This window comes from Streptomyces sp. SP18BB07, from assembly GCF_036322545.1.
GTDB classification, from domain to species: Bacteria; Actinomycetota; Actinomycetes; order Streptomycetales; family Streptomycetaceae; genus Streptomyces; species Streptomyces deccanensis.
The window spans coordinates 293,874-311,239 of sequence record NZ_JAQYWT010000367.1; the positions used below are offsets into that span (position 1 = coordinate 293,874).

General features: G+C 68.8%; 13 protein-coding genes. 12 read left to right on the top strand and 1 reads right to left on the bottom strand.

Annotated elements, in window-relative coordinates; genetic code table 11:
* Positions 1 to 62: 62 nt before the first annotated feature.
* Both PUR53_RS44855 and clpX read left to right on the top strand, forming a co-directional pair.
* Positions 63 to 743: an ATP-dependent Clp protease proteolytic subunit gene (locus tag PUR53_RS44855; RefSeq protein WP_086799069.1), complete on the top strand. Its 681-nt coding sequence runs from the start codon at positions 63 to 65 to the stop codon at positions 741 to 743.
* Positions 744 to 946: 203 nt separating this feature from the next.
* The gene (gene clpX / locus PUR53_RS44860; protein WP_329899527.1) at positions 947 to 2,233 is read left to right on the top strand and encodes an ATP-dependent Clp protease ATP-binding subunit ClpX; all 1,287 of its coding nucleotides are present in this window, start codon (positions 947 to 949) and stop codon (positions 2,231 to 2,233) included.
* A 66-nt stretch (positions 2,234 to 2,299) separates the two neighbouring features.
* Here clpX and PUR53_RS44865 read toward each other — a convergent pair whose 3' ends face one another.
* Positions 2,300 to 3,250: a hypothetical protein gene (locus PUR53_RS44865; RefSeq protein WP_329899528.1), complete on the bottom strand. Its 951-nt coding sequence runs from the start codon at positions 3,248 to 3,250 to the stop codon at positions 2,300 to 2,302.
* Positions 3,251 to 3,387: 137 nt separating this feature from the next.
* Here PUR53_RS44865 and PUR53_RS44870 point away from each other — a divergent pair, with 137 nt between their 5' ends.
* From PUR53_RS44870 to PUR53_RS44915, 10 genes are all read left to right on the top strand, one after another.
* Complete coding sequence (locus tag PUR53_RS44870; RefSeq protein ID WP_329912323.1) at positions 3,388 to 6,018, top strand: valine--tRNA ligase; 2,631 nt, start codon at positions 3,388 to 3,390, stop codon at positions 6,016 to 6,018.
* Positions 6,019 to 6,291: 273 nt separating this feature from the next.
* The gene (gene folC, locus PUR53_RS44875) at positions 6,292 to 7,809 is read left to right on the top strand and encodes a bifunctional tetrahydrofolate synthase/dihydrofolate synthase (protein WP_329912324.1); all 1,518 of its coding nucleotides are present in this window, start codon (positions 6,292 to 6,294) and stop codon (positions 7,807 to 7,809) included.
* Positions 7,810 to 7,819: 10 nt separating this feature from the next.
* Positions 7,820 to 8,173, top strand: coding sequence for a DUF4233 domain-containing protein (locus tag PUR53_RS44880; protein WP_329912325.1), 354 nt, complete (start codon positions 7,820 to 7,822; stop codon positions 8,171 to 8,173).
* Between the two features lie 76 nt (positions 8,174 to 8,249).
* Positions 8,250 to 8,663: a nucleoside-diphosphate kinase gene (gene ndk / locus PUR53_RS44885; protein WP_045557536.1), complete on the top strand. Its 414-nt coding sequence runs from the start codon at positions 8,250 to 8,252 to the stop codon at positions 8,661 to 8,663.
* Positions 8,664 to 9,079: 416 nt separating this feature from the next.
* A complete protein-coding gene (locus PUR53_RS44890) occupies positions 9,080 to 10,099 on the top strand; it encodes a rod shape-determining protein (RefSeq protein ID WP_005479350.1) in 1,020 nt (339 codons plus the stop codon).
* 174 nt (positions 10,100 to 10,273) lie between these two features.
* A complete protein-coding gene (gene mreC, locus PUR53_RS44895) occupies positions 10,274 to 11,227 on the top strand; it encodes a rod shape-determining protein MreC (RefSeq protein ID WP_239754280.1) in 954 nt (317 codons plus the stop codon).
* Between the two features lie 28 nt (positions 11,228 to 11,255).
* Entirely contained in the window at positions 11,256 to 11,927 is a 672-nt protein-coding gene (gene mreD, locus PUR53_RS44900; RefSeq protein ID WP_192333981.1) for a rod shape-determining protein MreD, read from the top strand.
* Between the two features lie 172 nt (positions 11,928 to 12,099).
* Positions 12,100 to 14,478, top strand: coding sequence for a penicillin-binding protein 2 (mrdA, locus tag PUR53_RS44905; RefSeq protein WP_329912326.1), 2,379 nt, complete (start codon positions 12,100 to 12,102; stop codon positions 14,476 to 14,478).
* Positions 14,475 to 15,671, top strand: a complete 1,197-nt coding sequence (gene rodA, locus PUR53_RS44910) for a rod shape-determining protein RodA (RefSeq protein WP_329899533.1) — start codon at positions 14,475 to 14,477, stop codon at positions 15,669 to 15,671. Before mrdA ends, rodA begins: the two co-directional genes overlap by 4 nt.
* 88 nt (positions 15,672 to 15,759) lie before the next feature.
* Positions 15,760 to 17,289: a CYTH and CHAD domain-containing protein gene (locus PUR53_RS44915; protein WP_329899534.1), complete on the top strand. Its 1,530-nt coding sequence runs from the start codon at positions 15,760 to 15,762 to the stop codon at positions 17,287 to 17,289.
* Positions 17,290 to 17,366: the final 77 nt, after the last annotated feature.

Genomic DNA, 17,366 nt, shown 5'->3' on the forward strand with positions numbered 1-17,366 from the left:
CACACCCCCGCAAAGCCCCCAGCCGACCGCCACAGCCCCTCTCAGGCTTCCAGGAGACACAAGTGAACGACTTCCCCGGCAGCGGCCTCCACGCCGGCGCACGCTCCCAGTACTCGGGCCCGACGGCCGAGTCCCGTTACGTCATCCCGCGCTTCGTCGAGCGCACCTCGCAGGGCATCCGTGAGTACGATCCGTACGCAAAGCTCTTCGAGGAGCGGGTGATCTTCCTCGGGGTGCAGATCGACGACGCCTCCGCCAACGACGTCATGGCGCAGCTGCTGTGCCTGGAGTCGATGGACCCCGACCGGGACATCTCGGTCTACATCAACAGCCCCGGCGGCTCCTTCACGGCGCTCACCGCGATCTACGACACGATGCAGTTCGTGAAGCCCGACATCCAGACGGTCTGCATGGGCCAGGCGGCCTCCGCCGCCGCGATCCTGCTGGCCGCCGGTACGCCGGGCAAGCGCATGGCGCTGCCGAACGCCCGCGTCCTGATCCACCAGCCGTACAGCGAGACGGGCCGCGGTCAGGTCTCCGACCTGGAGATCGCCGCCAACGAGATCCTCCGGATGCGTGGGCAGCTGGAGGACATGCTGGCCAAGCACTCGACCACGCCGATCGAGAAGATCCGCGAGGACATCGAGCGCGACAAGATCCTCACGGCCGAGGACGCGCTGTCGTACGGCCTGATCGACCAGATCATCTCCACGCGGAAGATGAACAACGACAGCGTCCGCTGACGGCGGAAAGGCTGTAATGTCTGCCGCCCCTTGGCATGGTTGGCACCGTTTGACCCAGTGCACGACAAGGTGCACGTCAAAGCGAACCGTGCCAAGGGGGGCCCGAACGGGGGGCCCGGCAAGGTACCGTCGACATAAGGCAGCACCAGGAGCCGCTGGATTGAAATCGTCCAGTCGTCTCCCAGGCGAAGGGGAAGCACACCGTGGCACGCATCGGTGACGGCGGCGATCTGCTCAAGTGCTCGTTCTGCGGCAAGAGCCAGAAGCAGGTCAAGAAGCTCATCGCAGGGCCCGGTGTGTACATCTGCGACGAGTGCATCGACCTCTGCAACGAGATCATCGAGGAGGAGCTCGCCGAGACCAGCGAGGTGCGCTGGGAGGAACTCCCCAAGCCCCGCGAGATCTACGAGTTCCTCGAGGGGTACGTGGTCGGCCAGGAGGCAGCCAAGAAGGCGCTCTCCGTAGCCGTCTACAACCACTACAAGCGGGTCCAGGCCGGTGAGAACGGCGGCGGTCAAAGCCGCGAGGACGCCATCGAGTTGGCGAAGTCCAACATCCTCCTGCTGGGCCCCACGGGCTCGGGCAAGACCCTCCTCGCCCAGACCCTCGCGCGCATGCTGAACGTCCCGTTCGCGATCGCGGACGCGACCGCGTTGACGGAGGCGGGGTACGTCGGCGAGGACGTCGAGAACATCCTGCTGAAGCTCATCCAGGCCGCCGACTACGACGTCAAGAAGGCCGAGACGGGCATCATCTACATCGACGAGATCGACAAGGTGGCCCGAAAGAGCGAAAACCCGTCCATCACCCGCGACGTATCGGGTGAGGGCGTGCAGCAAGCGCTCCTGAAGATCCTGGAAGGCACCACGGCGTCGGTCCCGCCCCAGGGCGGCCGCAAGCACCCGCACCAGGAGTTCATCCAGATCGACACGACGAACGTCCTGTTCATCGTGGGCGGCGCCTTCGCGGGCCTGGAGAAGATCATCGAGTCCCGGGCCGGCGCCAAGGGCATCGGCTTCGGCGCCACGATCCGCTCGAAGCGCGAACTCGAATCGAAGGACCAGTTCGAGGACATCATGCCGGAGGACCTGGTCAAGTTCGGCATGATCCCGGAGTTCATCGGCCGTCTCCCCGTCATCACCTCGGTCCACAACCTGGACCGCGAGGCCCTGCTCCAGATCCTCATCGAGCCGCGCAACGCGCTGGTGAAGCAGTACCAGCGCCTCTTCGAACTCGACGGTGTGGAGCTGGACTTCGAGCGCGAGGCCCTCGAAGCCATCGCCGACCAGGCCATCCTCCGCCAGACCGGCGCCCGCGGCCTGCGCGCCATCATGGAGGAAGTCCTCATGTCCGTGATGTACGAGGTCCCGTCCCGCAAGGACGTGGCCCGAGTAGTCATCACAGCGGACGTCGTCCACTCCAACGTCAACCCCACCCTGATCCCGCGCGACGCCCGCGGTCGGGGGCCGGGGGAGCAGAAGACGGCGTAAGCCGCCGACGACACGCCGACATCGAAAGGGGCCCCGGTCAACAGACCGGGGCCCCTTCGAGGTTGATCAGATCTTGACGCGCACGTCGTTGCGGAAGTTGGCCGCCTTGTCGGCAGCGCCGTCCAGGTCGGCGCTCTTGCCTGCCATGGCGGACGCCATGTCGGCGTAGATCACGACGCCGATGGTGCTGTGGTCACCCCAGATGCACACCGGCACACTCATCTTGCTGGGGCCACCTGACGAGGAGTCGCCCTCGAACTTGGTCTCCTGGCACTTGAGGACCGCGCCGTCCAGCGCGTCGGGCGTGAAGGCCTCAGGGCTGCCCACAAGTTCACCGGTCTCCGAGGAGTCCTTGGTCGCTTCCTTCTTCATGTCGGCGAACATGGCGTCGACGACCGCTTCCGGATCGTCGATCTCGCCGTAGACCCCCATGAAGTTGACCATCTGGGCGGACAGCGGGTTGCTCTCGTCGCCGGACTGGTACCCGGCGCTCACGTCCTTGGCGTTCTTCACGCCGTGGTCTTCGGCTTCCTTGACGTCGTCCTCGCTGAAGCCGCCACTGCCGGCGCTGTCCGACTTCTTGAACTCGCCGTTGAGCACCTTCGCCGGCGTAGTCAGCTTGTGCGGGCCGTCGTCCGCGATGTCCGCGCCGCCACCGCCGCCGAGGACGAAGTACGCGCCCACCGCCACCGCGGCCACCACGGCGACCGCGCCCAGGATGATGCCGACCTTCTTGCCGCCACCCCCGGAGGGAACCGGAGGCTGCGGCACCGTCGGATAGGGCTGCTGGCCGTAGGGGGCCTGCTGCTGACCGTAGGGCGGGGTCTGGGGCGGAACGCCCTGGGGAGCCTGCTGGGGGTACCCGTAACCCGGCTGCTGCGGCGGCGCCTGCTGCGGGTAGCCGTAGCCGGGCTGAGGGGCGGCCTGCGGCGGCTGCTGGCCGTAGGGGCCCGGCTGGCCGTACGGTCCGGGCTGCTGGGGCTGCCCGCCGTACGGGCCCGGCTGGTTGTGACTCATGTTCTGGGTTCCCCTCCAGATGCTTATGTGTTCCTGACATCCTGGCGCAAAGTCGATGGGTGCCGCGCACCGGGGGGCACACCGTTACGGAAGAATCCAGTTTCGGGACCACCCCGTGACACCCCTAAACTGAGCGGGTGACCGAGAACGCTCAGCAGCAGCCTCCAGCGCCCGCCACCGATCTGCCGACCCAGTACACGCCGGCCGATGTAGAGGGGACGCTGTACGAGCGCTGGGTAGAGCGTGGTTACTTCGCGGCCGACGCCAAGAGCGACAAGCCCGCGTACACCATCGTCATCCCCCCGCCGAACGTCACCGGCAGCCTGCACCTCGGGCACGCCTTCCAGCACACCCTCATGGACGCCCTGACCAGGCGTAAGCGCATGCAGGGGTACGAGTCGCTGTGGCTGCCCGGCATGGACCACGCCGGTATCGCCACCCAGAACAAGGTCGAGCAGCAGCTCGCCGAAGAGGGCAAGTCCCGCCACGACTTGGGGCGCGAGGAGTTCGTCGAGCGCGTCTGGCAGTGGAAGGAGGAGTACGGCGGCAAGATCCTCGGCCAGATGCGCCGCCTCGGCGACGGAGTCGACTGGGACCGCGAGCGGTTCACCATGGACGAGGGCCTGTCCAAGGCCGTCCAGACCATCTTCAAGCGGCTCTACGACGACGAGCTGATCTACCGCGCCGAGCGCATCATCAACTGGTGTCCCCGGTGTCTGACGGCCATCTCCGACATCGAGGTCGAACACCAGGAGGACGCCGGCGAGCTGGTCTCCATCCGGTACGGCGAGGGCGAGGACAGCCTCGTCGTCGCCACCACCCGCGCGGAGACGATGCTCGGTGACACCGCCGTCGCCGTCCACCCGGACGACGAGCGCTACCGGCACCTCATCGGCAAGCAGATCAAGCTGCCGCTCACCGACCGCACCATCCCGGTCGTCGCCGACACCCACGTCGACCCGGAGTTCGGCACCGGCGCGGTCAAGGTCACGCCGGCGCACGACCCGAACGACTTCGCGATCGGCCAGCGCCACGGCCTGCCGTCCATGACGATCATGGACGAGCACGGCATCATCACCGTCCACGGGCCCTTCCTCGGCCAGGACCGCTTCGAGGCCCGCTCGGCCGTCGTCGGCGCGCTGCGCTCGCAGGGCCGGATCGTCGCCGAGAAGCGTCCGTACGTCCACTCCGTCGGCCACTGCTCGCGCTGCAGGACCACCGTCGAGCCGCGTCTGTCCATGCAGTGGTGGGTCAAGGTCGGACCCTTGGCCAAGGCCGCCGGTGACGCGGTCCGTGACGGCCGGGTCAAGATCCACCCCGAGGACATGTCGAAGCGCTACTTCGACTGGGTCGACAACATGTACGACTGGTGCATCTCGCGCCAGCTCTGGTGGGGCCACCGCATCCCCGTCTGGTACGGCCCGAACGGCGAGACCGTCTGCGTCGGCCCGGACGAGCAGCCGCCCGGCACCGAGGCCGAGGGCTGGACCCAGGACACCGACGTCCTGGACACCTGGTTCTCCTCCGGCCTGTGGCCGTTCTCCACGCTCGGTTGGCCCGAACAGACCGAGGACCTGCGGAAGTTCTACTCCACCGACGTCCTGCTCACCGGCCACGACATCATCTTCTTCTGGGTCGCCCGGATGATGATGTTCGGCCTGTACGCCATGGACGGCGAGGTCCCCTTCAAGACGATCGCGCTGACCGGTCTGGTCCGTGACGAGCGCGGCAAGAAGATGTCGAAGTCCTTCGGCAACGTCGTCGACCCGCTCGACTGGATGGACAAGTACGGCTCCGACGCGCTCCGCTTCACCCTCGCGCGCGGCGCCAACCCGGGCACCGACGTCCCGATCGGCGAGGACTGGGTCCAGGCCTCCCGCAACTTCGCCAACAAGATCTGGAACGCGACCCGCTTCGCGCTGATGAACGGCGCGACGGTCCAGGGCCCGCTGCCGGAGGCGTCGAAGCTCTCGGCGACCGACCGCTGGATCCTCGCCCGTCTGAACGAGACGGTCGAGCAGGTCGACGCGTACTACGAGGACTACCAGTTCGCCAAGCTCAGTGACGCCTTGTTCCACTTCGCGTGGGACGAGGTCTTCGACTGGTACGTCGAGCTGTCCAAGACGACCTTCCAGGCGGGCGGCGAGTCGGCCGAGGTCAGCCAGCGCGTCCTGGGCGAGGTCCTGGACGTCACCCTGCGCCTCTTGCACCCGGTCATCCCGTTCGTCACGGACACCCTGTGGACGACGCTGACCGGCGGCGAGTCCCTCGTCGTCGCCGACTGGCCGAAGGACAGTGGCTTCCGCGACGACGCCGCCGAGCGGGAGATCGAGCTGGTCCAGCAGGTCGTCACCGAGGTCCGCCGGTTCCGCGCCGACCAGGGCCTCCAGCCCGGCCAGCGCGTCCCGGCCCGCCTGACCCTCGACGGTACGGCGCTGGCCCCGCACGAGGCCGCGATCCGCCAGCTGTTGCGCCTCCAGCCGGAGGGCGAGGGCTTCGCGGCCACGGCGACCCTGCCGGTGGCGGGTGCCGAGGTCGCCCTCGACCTCTCCGGTGTCATCGACGTCGCCGCCGAGCGCAAGCGCCTCGCGAAGGACCTCGCGGCGGCGGAGAAGGAGAAGGCCCAGGCCACGGCCAAGCTCGGCAACGAGGCGTTCCTCGCGAAGGCGCCGGACCAGGTCGTCGACAAGATCCGGGGCCGCCTGGCCAAGGCGGACGAGGACATCGCCCGCATCGCCGCCCAGCTGGAGCGACTGCCGCAGGCGTAGCCGTTCGTAGGTACGCGAAGGCCCCCGGTGCTTTTGAGGCACCGGGGGCCTCCGCACAGCCGGGGGATTGCGCAACTCGGCGCTTACGAGGCGCCGCCCGCGCCCACCCGTGCCGCCCCAGCGGCACGACTGCCCGCAGCGGGGCAGAGCGACTTGAGGCCGCCGGACACCAAAGGGGCGCGGGGAACTGCGCGACCAGCCACACACCACCCGCAGTCGCCCTACAGCGGGTACCCCCGAGCTCTCAGGCGCCCGATCCGTAGACTGGGCCCCGTGAGCGAACGCAGTGACCCGCAGCCCGACCCGATCGACCCGACCGACCCGTTCGAGGAGATCATCGCCGCCGAGACCGACCGGGATCCGGACCTCGCGGTGATCGAGGCCGGCAGCCGTACCCTGCGTGCCCAGGGCGGCACACCGCAGGCCGACGTGCCGACCAGGCCCACCGACCCGGCCGTCGACAAGGCCCTGCGCGAGGTCGAGGCCGACCTCGCGACCCGCTGGGGCGAGACCAAGCTGGACCCCTCGGTCACGAGGATCGCCGCGCTGATGGACGTCCTGGGCGAGCCCCAGCGCTCGTACCCCTCGATCCACATCACCGGCACCAACGGCAAGACCTCCACCGCCCGCATGATCGAGGCCCTCCTCGGCGCCTTCGAGCTGCGCACCGGCCGCTACACCTCCCCGCACGTCCAGTCGATCACCGAGCGCATCAGCCTCGACGGCGCCTCCATCTCCGCCGAGCGGTTCATCGAGACGTACGAGGACATCAAGCCGTACGTCGAGATGGTGGACGCGGCCCAGGAGTACCGGCTCTCCTTCTTCGAGGTGCTCACCGGCATGGCGTACGCCGCCTTCGCGGACGCGCCCGTGGACGTGGCCGTCGTCGAGGTCGGCATGGGCGGCACCTGGGACGCCACCAACGTCATCGACGGGGACGTCGCCGTCGTCACCCCCATCGACCTCGACCACACCGACCGGCTCGGCGAGACACACGCCGAGATCGCCGTCGAGAAGTCCGGCATCGTCAAGCAGGACGCGACGGTGATCCTTGCGCAGCAGTCCGTGGACGCGGCGCAGGTGCTGCTGAAGAAGGCCGTGGAGGTCGACGCGACCGTGGCCCGCGAGGGCCTGGAGTTCGGTGTCGTCTCGCGGCAGGTCGCCGTCGGCGGACAGATGCTCACCCTGCGCGGCCTGGGCGGCGAGTACCCCGAGGTCTACCTCCCGCTGCACGGCCCGTACCAGGCGCACAACGCGGCCGTCGCGCTCGCCGCCGTGGAGGCGTTCTTCGGCGTCGGCTCGCAGCGGCCGGAGCCGCTCGACATCGACACCGTCCGCAAGGCGTTCGCGGCCGTCTCCTCGCCGGGCCGGCTGGAGGTCGTACGGCGGTCCCCGACCGTCGTGCTGGACGCCGCGCACAATCCTGCGGGCGCCCGGGCCACGGCCGAGGCCGTCGGTGAGGCGTTCGACTTCAGCCGGCTGATCGGCGTGGTCGGGGCGAGCGGTGACAAGAACGTGCGGGGTGTCCTGGAGGCCTTCGAGCCGATCTTCGCCGAGGTCGTGATCACCCAGAACTCCAGCCACCGGGCGATGGACGCCGACGAACTGGCCGGCATCGCGGTGGAGGTGTTCGGCGAGGAGCGGGTGCAGGTCGAGCCCCGGCTGCCGGACGCCCTGGAGGCGGCGATCACGCTCGCCGAGGAGGAGGGCGAGTTCGCGGGCGGTGGCGTCCTCGTCACCGGTTCCGTCATCACCGTCGGCGAGGCCCGGCTGCTGCTGGGGAAGGGCTGAGTTCCACGACATGCGTACTCTCTGTGCTTCGACGCTGATCGGCGAGTTCTTCGTGATCGGCTTTGCCGGGCTGGTCGCCATGAAGGACCCGGAGCTGACCATGACCACGGTCTGGACGGTCAGCGGCATCGCGATGTTCCTCTGCGTCCTGCTCTGCGGCCTCGTCACCAGGCCCGGCGGGATCCAGCTCGGCTGGGCGCTCCAGATCGCGCTGATCCTCTCCGGGTTCTTCGTTCCGACGATGTTCTTCCTGGGCGCGGTCTTCGCCGCCCTGTGGTGGGCCTCGATCCACTACGGACGGAAGATCGACGAGGCCAAGGCCCGGTTCGCCGTCCAGGCCTCGGCAGAGGCGGGCGCATCCTGACGCTGCGTAATACGGTGCCGGACCCGCCCTGTAGCCTCTGTGCTCCGCACCCGCGTGAAACGAAGGAGTCACCACAGTGAGCCAGCGCACCCTCGTCCTGCTCAAGCCCGACGCCGTCCGGCGGGGCCTGACCGGCGAGATCATCAGCCGTATCGAGCGCAAGGCCGGCTGGCAGATCACCGCGCTGGAGCTGCGGACCCTGGACCAGGACACGCTGGAGCAGCACTACGGCGAGCACAAGGGCAAGCCGTTCTACGAGCCGCTCGTCGCGTTCATGGCGTCCGGTCCGGTCGTCGCGCTGATCGTCGAGGGTGAGCGCGTCATCGAGGGCGTGCGGGCGCTCGCCGGTCCGACCGACCCGATCGCCGCCGCGCCCGGCTCCATCCGCGGTGACTACGGCGTGATCGTGCGCGAGAACCTCATCCACGCCTCGGACTCCGAGGAGTCGGCCGAGCGCGAGGTCAAGATCTTCTTCCCCGGGCGCGCGTAGTAGCGTTCGCGACGGCGGGGGCCGGCGAGTCCGTTCGCCCCCGCCGCCTGAACACTTGTGGAACACCCGGAACAACCTCCGCGACATGCGGGGCACTTCCGGAACACCTGGCCATCACCCACACGGCCCACACCCCGGCTGACCAGCCAACCCCGCCGAAAATCCGGCCGTACAACGGCATATGCGCGGCGATCGGGGGAACGCGCACCCCCGATGGACCGTCTCCACAGGCGAGGCGGCGCATCGCATGCCCACAATGGCGAAGACCCTCGCGCAGTGTTCGTGCGGGCGAGACTACGATGTAAGCCTTCACGTCACAGCACCCACTTCGCCGACCCGAAAAAGCCCTGAAAAGCCCTCAAAAGCCGTCAGCGCTCCACTTTGGGAAGGCCACACGAATCCTGATGGGGAACTCAATGTCGTTCATCGGCCGTGACATGGCTGTCGACCTCGGGACCGCCAACACGCTGGTGTACGTCAGGGGTCGCGGGATCGTACTGAACGAGCCGTCCGTCGTCGCGATCAACACCAACACCGGTGGCATTCTCGCGGTCGGCGCGGAAGCGAAGAAGATGATCGGGCGGACCCCCGGCAACATCGTTGCCGTACGTCCGCTGAAGGACGGTGTCATCGCCGACTTCGAGATCACCGAGCGGATGCTCCGCTACTTCATCCTGAAGATCCACAAGCGGCGGTATCTCGCCCGTCCTCGGGTCGTCGTCTGCGTGCCGTCCGGCATCACCGGTGTCGAGCGTCGCGCCGTCATCGAGGCGTCCTCCCAGGCAGGCGCCCGCCAGGTGCACATCATCGAGGAGCCCATGGCCGCGGCCATCGGCTCCGGCCTGCCGGTCCACGAGGCCACGGGCAACATGGTGGTGGACATCGGCGGCGGCACCACGGAGGTCGCGGTCATCTCCCTCGGCGGCATCGTCACCGCCCAGTCCATCCGCGTCGCGGGCGACGAGTTGGACAACGCGATCATCCAGCACATCAAGAAGGAGTACTCGCTCCTCCTCGGTGAGCGGACGGCCGAACAGATCAAGATCACGATCGGTTCGGCGTACGACCTCGACGCTGACGAGCACACCGAAATCCGCGGCCGGGACCTGGTGTCCGGGCTGCCCAAGACCGTCGTCATCTCCGCCGGGGAAGTGCGGAAGGCGATCGAGGAACCCGTCAACGCCATCGTCGATGCCGTCAAGACGACCCTCGACAAGTGCCCCCCGGAACTGTCCGGCGACATCATGGACCGGGGCATCGTCCTCACCGGCGGTGGCGCCCTGCTGCGCGGTCTCGACGAACGGCTGCGCCGGGAGACCGGAATGCCGATCCATATCGCCGAGGACCCGCTCGACAGTGTGGCGCTCGGCTCGGGCAAGTGCGTCGAGGAGTTCGAGGCGTTGCAGCAGGTGCTCGACGCCCAGCCCCGCAGATGACGTAACGCTTCGATTCCGCCGTACGGGACGTTCTCTTCTCGTGCGGCGGATCGTTGATATCGAGGCATAAGCTCCCACAAAGCGCCCCTGTTGTTCCCGTCTCGGGATTCCCAGGGGCTACCCGAATTCCCCCGATCCTGTCGAATTCCTATGAGGAAGGCACGGCCGCCGCACGTGAGGGACACACGAGAGAGCCGGCTGCTCCTGGTGCTGCTGGTCGCCGTCGCGTTCGCGCTGATCACGGTGGACATCCGCGGCGGAGAGGACTCACCGGTCGACGGTGCCCGACGTGCCGCCGCCACCGTCTTCGGCCCGATCGAGGACGGCGTCTCGACCGCCGTCGACCCCATCGGCAACGCCATAAGCGCCGTCCGTGACTCCGGCACCCGCCACGACCGTCTCGCCGCGCTGGAGAAGGAGAACGCCGAACTGAAGGCGGCCCTCGGCAGCGACGACCGCAACGGCAGCCGGGTCGAACAGCTCGACAAGATGCTGAAGACCGCCGCGAACGGCCGGTACGGCATCAAGGGCGCCGAGGTCATCGCCATAGGAGCGGCCCAGGGCTTCTCCTGGACCGTCACCATCGACATCGGCACCAACGACGGCATCACCCGCGACATGACCGTCCTCAACGGCAACGGGCTGGTCGGCCGTGTCACCACCGTCGGACCGAACACCGCGACCGTTCTCCTCGCCAACGACCCCGACTTCACCGTCGGCACCCGTATGGAGGCCACCGACGAACTCGGCTTCGCCTCCGGCCAGGGCGACCGCCCGCTGCGCGTCGAACTGCTCAACGGCAAGGCCAAGGTGAAGGAGGGCGACCGTCTCGTCACCTTCGGCTCCCAGGCCGACAAGCCGTTCGTTCCGGGCGTCCCGGTCGGTGTCGTCTCCCGCGTCGACCCCTCCGGCGGCGACCTCACCCGCACGATCTACGTCAAGCCGTTCGTGGCCTTCACCCAGCTGGACATCGTCGGCGTCGTCGTCCAGCCGCCCCGCAAGGACCCGCGCGACACCGTCCTGCCGGCCAGGCCGAAGGCCACCCCCACGCCCACCGTGACCGTCACGGTCACCCCGGGCGCGGACGAACCCGGCGAAGGCACCGACGGACAGCCGCAAGAGCAGTAGACGTAGGACAGTAGGAGCTGACCCCCTGATGCGTTTCAACCGGATGCTGCTCTCCACCACCCTGGTGATCGTCGCCCTGGTGATCCAGGTGAGCGTCCTCGCCAGACTCCATCTCCCGGGCGCCGTACCGGACCTGGTGCTCCTCACCGTGCTCGGCCTCGCCCTGGTCTACGGCCATGTCGGCGGCGCCCTGATCGGCTTCGGCGCCGGACTGCTGTCCGACCTCGCGCCCCCCGCCGACCACGCGGCCGGACGGTACGCCCTCGTCCTCTGCGTCATCGGCTACCTCGCGGGACTGGCCAAGCCCGAGACGGGCCGCCTGAAGTCGGCGACCGGACCGATGGCCGTGGTCGTCGTCGCCGCCCTCGGCTCGACCCTGCTGTACTCCGGTGTCGGCGCCCTCGTCGGCGACGACGCGGCCCGCCATGTCGGCCTGCCCAGCCTGCTGTTCACGGCCGCGCTGTACGACCTGCTGCTCGCGCCGTTCGTCGTGCCCGGCGTCATCGCGCTGGCCCGGCGCGCCGACAACGACCCGCTCGCCGAGACGGGCAGCGCCGCCAAGGCGTCCGACGTCGCCTCCGGCTGGCTCTCCTCCGGCACCGGCCTGCGCATCGGCAACCAGCGCGGCGGACTCCGCATCAAGGCCGCACGCTCACGGATGGCCAGGGCGGGACGCATCAAGGGGGTCAAGCGGCTGTGACGGCACGGCACATGACACCGCGCATGACACCCAGGGCGGGCGCGGGAACGGATGTGGGAACCGATCACCGCCGGGCGGTGTACCCCATGTACCAGCACTCTGCGCACGGCCCGCACGCGCATTACCGGCACAGGCACCACCCGCACACGCTCTGAGAGGGGGGAGACAGGCAGTGACCAACATCCCGGAGACCGGGCGGACCCCACGGGTCCAGATCCGGCTCGTCATCATCCAGATCCTCGTCTTCTCCCTCCTCGGCACCCTCGGCGGCCGCCTCTGGTACCTCCAGATCCGCGAGGGCGACGCCTACGCCAAGGAGGCCTCCGGCAACCACGTCCAGCAGGTCGTCCAACCCGCCGTGCGCGGCTCGATCCTGGACGCGCGCGGAGTGCCGATCGCGGACAACGAGACCCGTCTCGTCGTCTCCGCCTCCCGCACCGACCTGCTGAAGATGGACGACGACGGAAAGGCCGTCCTCACCAAGCTCGCCGGCGTCCTGGACATGAAGCCCCGGGACGTCATGGACAAGGTCCGGCTCTGCGACTCCGAGACCCCCCAGCCCTGCTGGAACGGCTCGCCCTACCAGCCGATCCCCATCACCGACGAGGCCACCGCCAAGCAGGCCCTGCAGATCCGCGAGCGCTCCGAGGACTTCCCCGGCATCACCGCCGAACCCCAGGCCGTCCGCCGCTACGCGAGCCCCGGAGGCTCCAAGACCTCCCAGGTCCTCGGCTACCTCTCCCCGGTCACCGACGAGGAAATCACCAAGGCCCAGGACACCGACTCGCCGTACCTGCGCTCCGACCAGGTCGGCCGCTCCGGCCTGGAGCGCCAGTACGACAAGGAGCTGCGCGGCAAGGCCGGCGTCACCCGGTACGAGGTCGACAACCTCGGCCGCGTCATCGGCGAGGCCGAGGCCGACCCCGCCCAGCCCGGAGCCAACCTCGTCACCAGTATCGACGCCCGCGTACAGCGCATCGCCGAGTACGAACTCAACGAGGCGATGAAGGAAGCCCGCAAGCAGAACGACCGCAACACGGGGACCAACTACAAGGCGGACTCCGGCGCCGTCGTCGTGATGGAGGCCAAGACCGGCCGCGTCGTCGCGATGGCCTCCAACCCCGACTACGACCCGAACGCCTGGGTCGGCGGCATCTCCGCCAAGGACTACGCCAAGCTCACCGGCAAGAAGTCCAACTATCCGCTGCTGAACCGCGCGATCCAGGGCCAGTCGGCCCCCGGCTCCGTCTTCAAGGTGATCCCGACGGCCGCCGCGGTGAACGCCGGCTACTCCTTCAACGGCCCGTACCAATGCTCCAGTTCGTACTCGATCGGCGGCCAGGTCTTCAAGAACTTCGAGTCCCAGAGCCATGGCGCGATCAGCCTCGGCAAGGCGCTGGAGGTCTCCTGCGACACCGTCTTCTACCGCCTCTCGCACGAGGAGTGGAAGCGTGACGGGGGCATCAAGCCCAAGAAGGGCGCCAACGACTGGTTCTACAAGACCGCCCACCAGTTCGGCCTCGGCGCCGAGACCGGCATCGACCTGCCGAACGAGGTCACCGGCCGCATCCCGGACCGCCAGTGGAAGCAGAAGTACTGGGAGGACAACAAGGACGCCTGGTGCAAGTACGGCAAGAAGGGCGGCTCGTACGCCGAGCAGATCGCGTACGAGAACTGCCTGGAAGGCAACCGCCTGCGTGCCGGTGACTCCGTCAACTACTCCATCGGCCAGGGCGACACCCTCGTCACCCCCATCCAGATGGCCACCATCTACGCGGCCATCTCCAACGGCGGCACCCTCTACGACCCCACCGTCGGCAAGGCGATCATCAGCGCCGACGGCAAGAACGTGCAGGAGATCGCACCCAAGTCGCACGGCAAACTGCCGATGACGAAGAAGACCCTCGACGAGATAGACGAAGCCCTTGCGGGAGTCGCGACCCGAGGTACGGCAGCCTGGCGCTTCCAGGGCTGGCCGCAGGACGAGATCCCGATCCACGCCAAGACGGGTACGGCCGAGGTCTACGGCAAGCAGACGACCTCCTGGTTCACCACGTACACCAAGGACTACTCGATCGTCATGACGATCTCCCAGGGTGGTACGGGCTCCGGCGCCTCGGCGCCCGCCGTGCGCAAGCTCTACAACGCGCTCTACGGCGTCTCCGAGGACGGAAAGATCGACAAGAAGAAGGCGCTGCAGCCGACCCCGCAGAAGGGCCTGCCGAAGATCGAGTCCGACGGCTCGATCGACTCCCCGAAGCTGGAGTCCTACCCGCCGAAGAAGACGAAGAAGGAGACCGCCGAGGACACCCAGGCGGTCGCCGCGGGGCCGGGCGCCCAGCCGGTCTCCTTCGACACCCCGGCGGCGATCCTCGGCACGCGCGGCGGCGGCACCAACCGCGCCGCACGCCGACGCGACGACCGCGCTCGACGGCGTAGGAGCGGCGGCGGAGGCCGTCGCGGTGGGAGCGGCGGTAGCGGCGGCAGCGGCAGTGCCGGTGGCTGCGACGGGAGCAGCGGCACTGGCCGGGGACGGAGGAGGTCCGGATGACCGGCAACAGTTTCTCCGTCTCCGGGTACGGGCCCGAACGCACCGGCTGGACCCGGCTGTTCGCCCGCGACTCGCTCGCCCGCCGGCTCGACTGGCCGATACTGTTCTCGGCCATCGCGCTGTCCTTGATCGGCGCGGCCCTCGTCTACTCGGCGACCCGCAACCGCACCGAGCTCAACCAGGGCGACCCGTACTACTTCCTGCTCCGGCACCTGCTCAACACCGGCATCGGCTTCGCCCTGATGATCGGCACGGTCTGGCTGGGCCACCGCACCCTGCGCACGGCCGTGCCCATCCTCTACGGCATCTCGGTATTGCTGATCCTGCTGGTGCTCACCCCGATGGGCGCCACCATCAACGGCGCGCACGCCTGGATCGTCATCGGCGGCGGCTTCTCGCTCCAGCCCTCCGAGTTCGTGAAGGTCACGATCATCCTGGGGATGGCGATGCTGTTGGCGGCCCGGGTGGACGCCGGCGACAAACCCCACCCCGACCACCGCACGGTCGTCCAGGCCCTCGGCCTCGCCACCATCCCGATACTGATCGTGCTGCTCATGCCCGACCTCGGCTCGGTCATGGTCATGGTGGTCATCGTGCTCGGGGTCCTGCTCACCTCCGGCGCCTCCAACCGATGGGTCCTCGGTCTCATCGGCACGGGCGCTGTCGGCGCGATCGCGGTCTGGCAGCTCGGCGTGCTCGACGAGTACCAGATCAACCGCTTCGCGGCCTTCGCCAACCCCGAGCTCGACCCGGCCGGCGTCGGCTACAACACCAACCAGGCCCGGATCGCCATCGGCTCCGGCGGGCTGCTCGGCACCGGGCTGTTCAAGGGCTCGCAGACCACGGGACAGTTCGTGCCCGAGCAGCAGACCGACTTCGTCTTCACCGTGGCGGGGGAGGAACTCGGGTTCGTGGGCGCCGGGCTGATCATCCTGCTGCTCGGTGTCGTCCTGTGGCGGGCCTGCCGGATCGCCCGCGAGACCACCGAGCTGTACGGCACGATCGTCGCCGGCGGCATCATCGCCTGGTTCGCCTTCCAGTCCTTCGAGAACATCGGCATGACCCTCGGCATCATGCCAGTGGCGGGGCTGCCGCTGCCGTTCGTGTCGTACGGCGGTTCGTCGATGTTCGCGGTGTGGGTGGCGGTCGGACTGCTCCAGTCCATCAGAGTGCAGCGCCCCATGTCGGCATAGGGCCCGGCGCTCTTCGGGGCAGGCCTCCGCTCCCCTCCGGGGCCGCGGTGGTCTGCCCCTTTGTCGAATATGGGACTAGATTCATTACATGGCGGACACCAAGCGCGAGATCGAGCGGAAGTACGAGTCCGACGAGAGCGGCCTGCCGGATCTCACCGGCGTGGCCGGGGTCGCGACCGTCCTGGACAAGGGTGTGGCGGAGCTGGACGCCGTCTACTACGACACCCCCGACGAACGCCTCGCCGCCGCCTCCGTCACCCTGCGTCGCCGTACGGGCGGCAGTGACGCCGGCTGGCATCTGAAGCTCCCCGTCTCCTCGGGCGTACGCGACGAGATCCGGGCCCCGCTGTCCGACACGCTGCCCGACGAACTCGCCGCGCTGGTCCGCTCCCGGGTCCGGGAGGCCGAACTGGTCCCGCTGGTCCGCCTCCTCTCCACCCGCGACGTCAGCGAGCTGCTCGACGCGGACGGAACGCTCCTCGCCGAGGTCAGCGTGGACGCTGTGGTCGCCGAGCGCCTCACCGAGGACGGCCGGACCTCCCAGTGGTCCGAGATCGAGGTGGAACTCGCCGACGACGGCGACCCGGCCTTCCTAGACAAGGTCGAGAAGAAGCTGCGCAAGGCGGGCGTACGGCCGTCGGACTCGCCCTCCAAGCTGGCCAGGGCACTGCAGGAGACGGTACCCAGGAAGGGGAGGAAGAAGGACCGGAAGAAGATCGAGGCGGCGACTCCGGGCGAGCCCGTCACCCCCGGTGATCATGTCCTCGTCTATGTCCGCGCCCAGCGAGACGCGATCGTCGAGCTGGACCCCGCCGTCCGCCGGGACGTCTTCGACTCCGTCCACAGCATGCGGGTCGCCACGCGTCGGCTGCGCAGCACCTTCAAGTCGTTCGGGAAGGTGCTCGACCGGGCCGTCACGGACCCGATCGGCGAGGAACTGAAGTGGCTCGCGGGAGAGCTGGGCGTCGACCGTGACCAGGAGGTCCTGACGGAACGGCTCACCGAGGCCCTGGACGCCCTTCCCGAGGACCTGGTGACGGGCCCTGTCCACGCACGGCTGCGCGCCTGGTCCCGGAAGGACGGCGGCAGCGGCCCCCGGCGCGAACTGATCGAGGCGCTGGACGGACAGCGGTATCTGGAGCTGCTGGAGTCCCTCGACGCCGTGATCGTGGACCCGCCGCTGCTCAAGGCCGCCCACGGCGACCCCGAGAAGGTGATCACCAAGGCGGTCACGAAGGACTTCGCCAAGGTGGCGGCCCTGGTCGAGGAGGCCCTGGCGCAGCCGCCCGGCGCCGACCGCGACCTCGCCATGCACGAGGCACGCAAGAAGACCAAGCGCACCCGGTACGCCGCCGAGACGGCACGCCCCCTGCTGGGCAAGCCCGCCAAGGCGCTCGTCAAGGACATGAAGTCCCTGCAGAGCCTCCTCGGCGACCACCAGGACAGCGTGATGGCCCGCGAGGCCCTGCGCGACCTCGCCCACCAGGCCCACGCGGCACCGGGGGAGAGCGCCTTCACGTACGGACTGCTGTACGGCAGGGAGGAACGGCGGGCTGAGCGGGCGGAGGAGGCGCTGCCAGAGACGTGGGCGAAGATCAGCGCGGACATGCCCTTCTGATGCGGGCGTGCGAGGGGCGTCTCCGGGGGCGTTAGGCTAGATGGTCACCCTCCCCCCAGCCTCCGGCCGGGGGCGCC

Excerpts from the sequence above, each read along its gene's own strand:
- PUR53_RS44865 (WP_329899528.1), bottom strand. The coding sequence starts at position 3,250 with ATGAGTCACAACCAGCCGGGCCCGTACGGCGGGCAGCCCCAGCAGCCC.
- PUR53_RS44880 (WP_329912325.1), top strand. The coding sequence starts at position 7,820 with ATGCGTACTCTCTGTGCTTCGACGCTGATCGGCGAGTTCTTCGTGATC.
- PUR53_RS44890 (WP_005479350.1), top strand. The coding sequence starts at position 9,080 with ATGTCGTTCATCGGCCGTGACATGGCTGTCGACCTCGGGACCGCCAAC.
- mreD (WP_192333981.1), top strand. The coding sequence starts at position 11,256 with ATGCGTTTCAACCGGATGCTGCTCTCCACCACCCTGGTGATCGTCGCC.
- rodA (WP_329899533.1), top strand. The coding sequence starts at position 14,475 with ATGACCGGCAACAGTTTCTCCGTCTCCGGGTACGGGCCCGAACGCACC.
- PUR53_RS44915 (WP_329899534.1), top strand. The coding sequence starts at position 15,760 with ATGGCGGACACCAAGCGCGAGATCGAGCGGAAGTACGAGTCCGACGAG.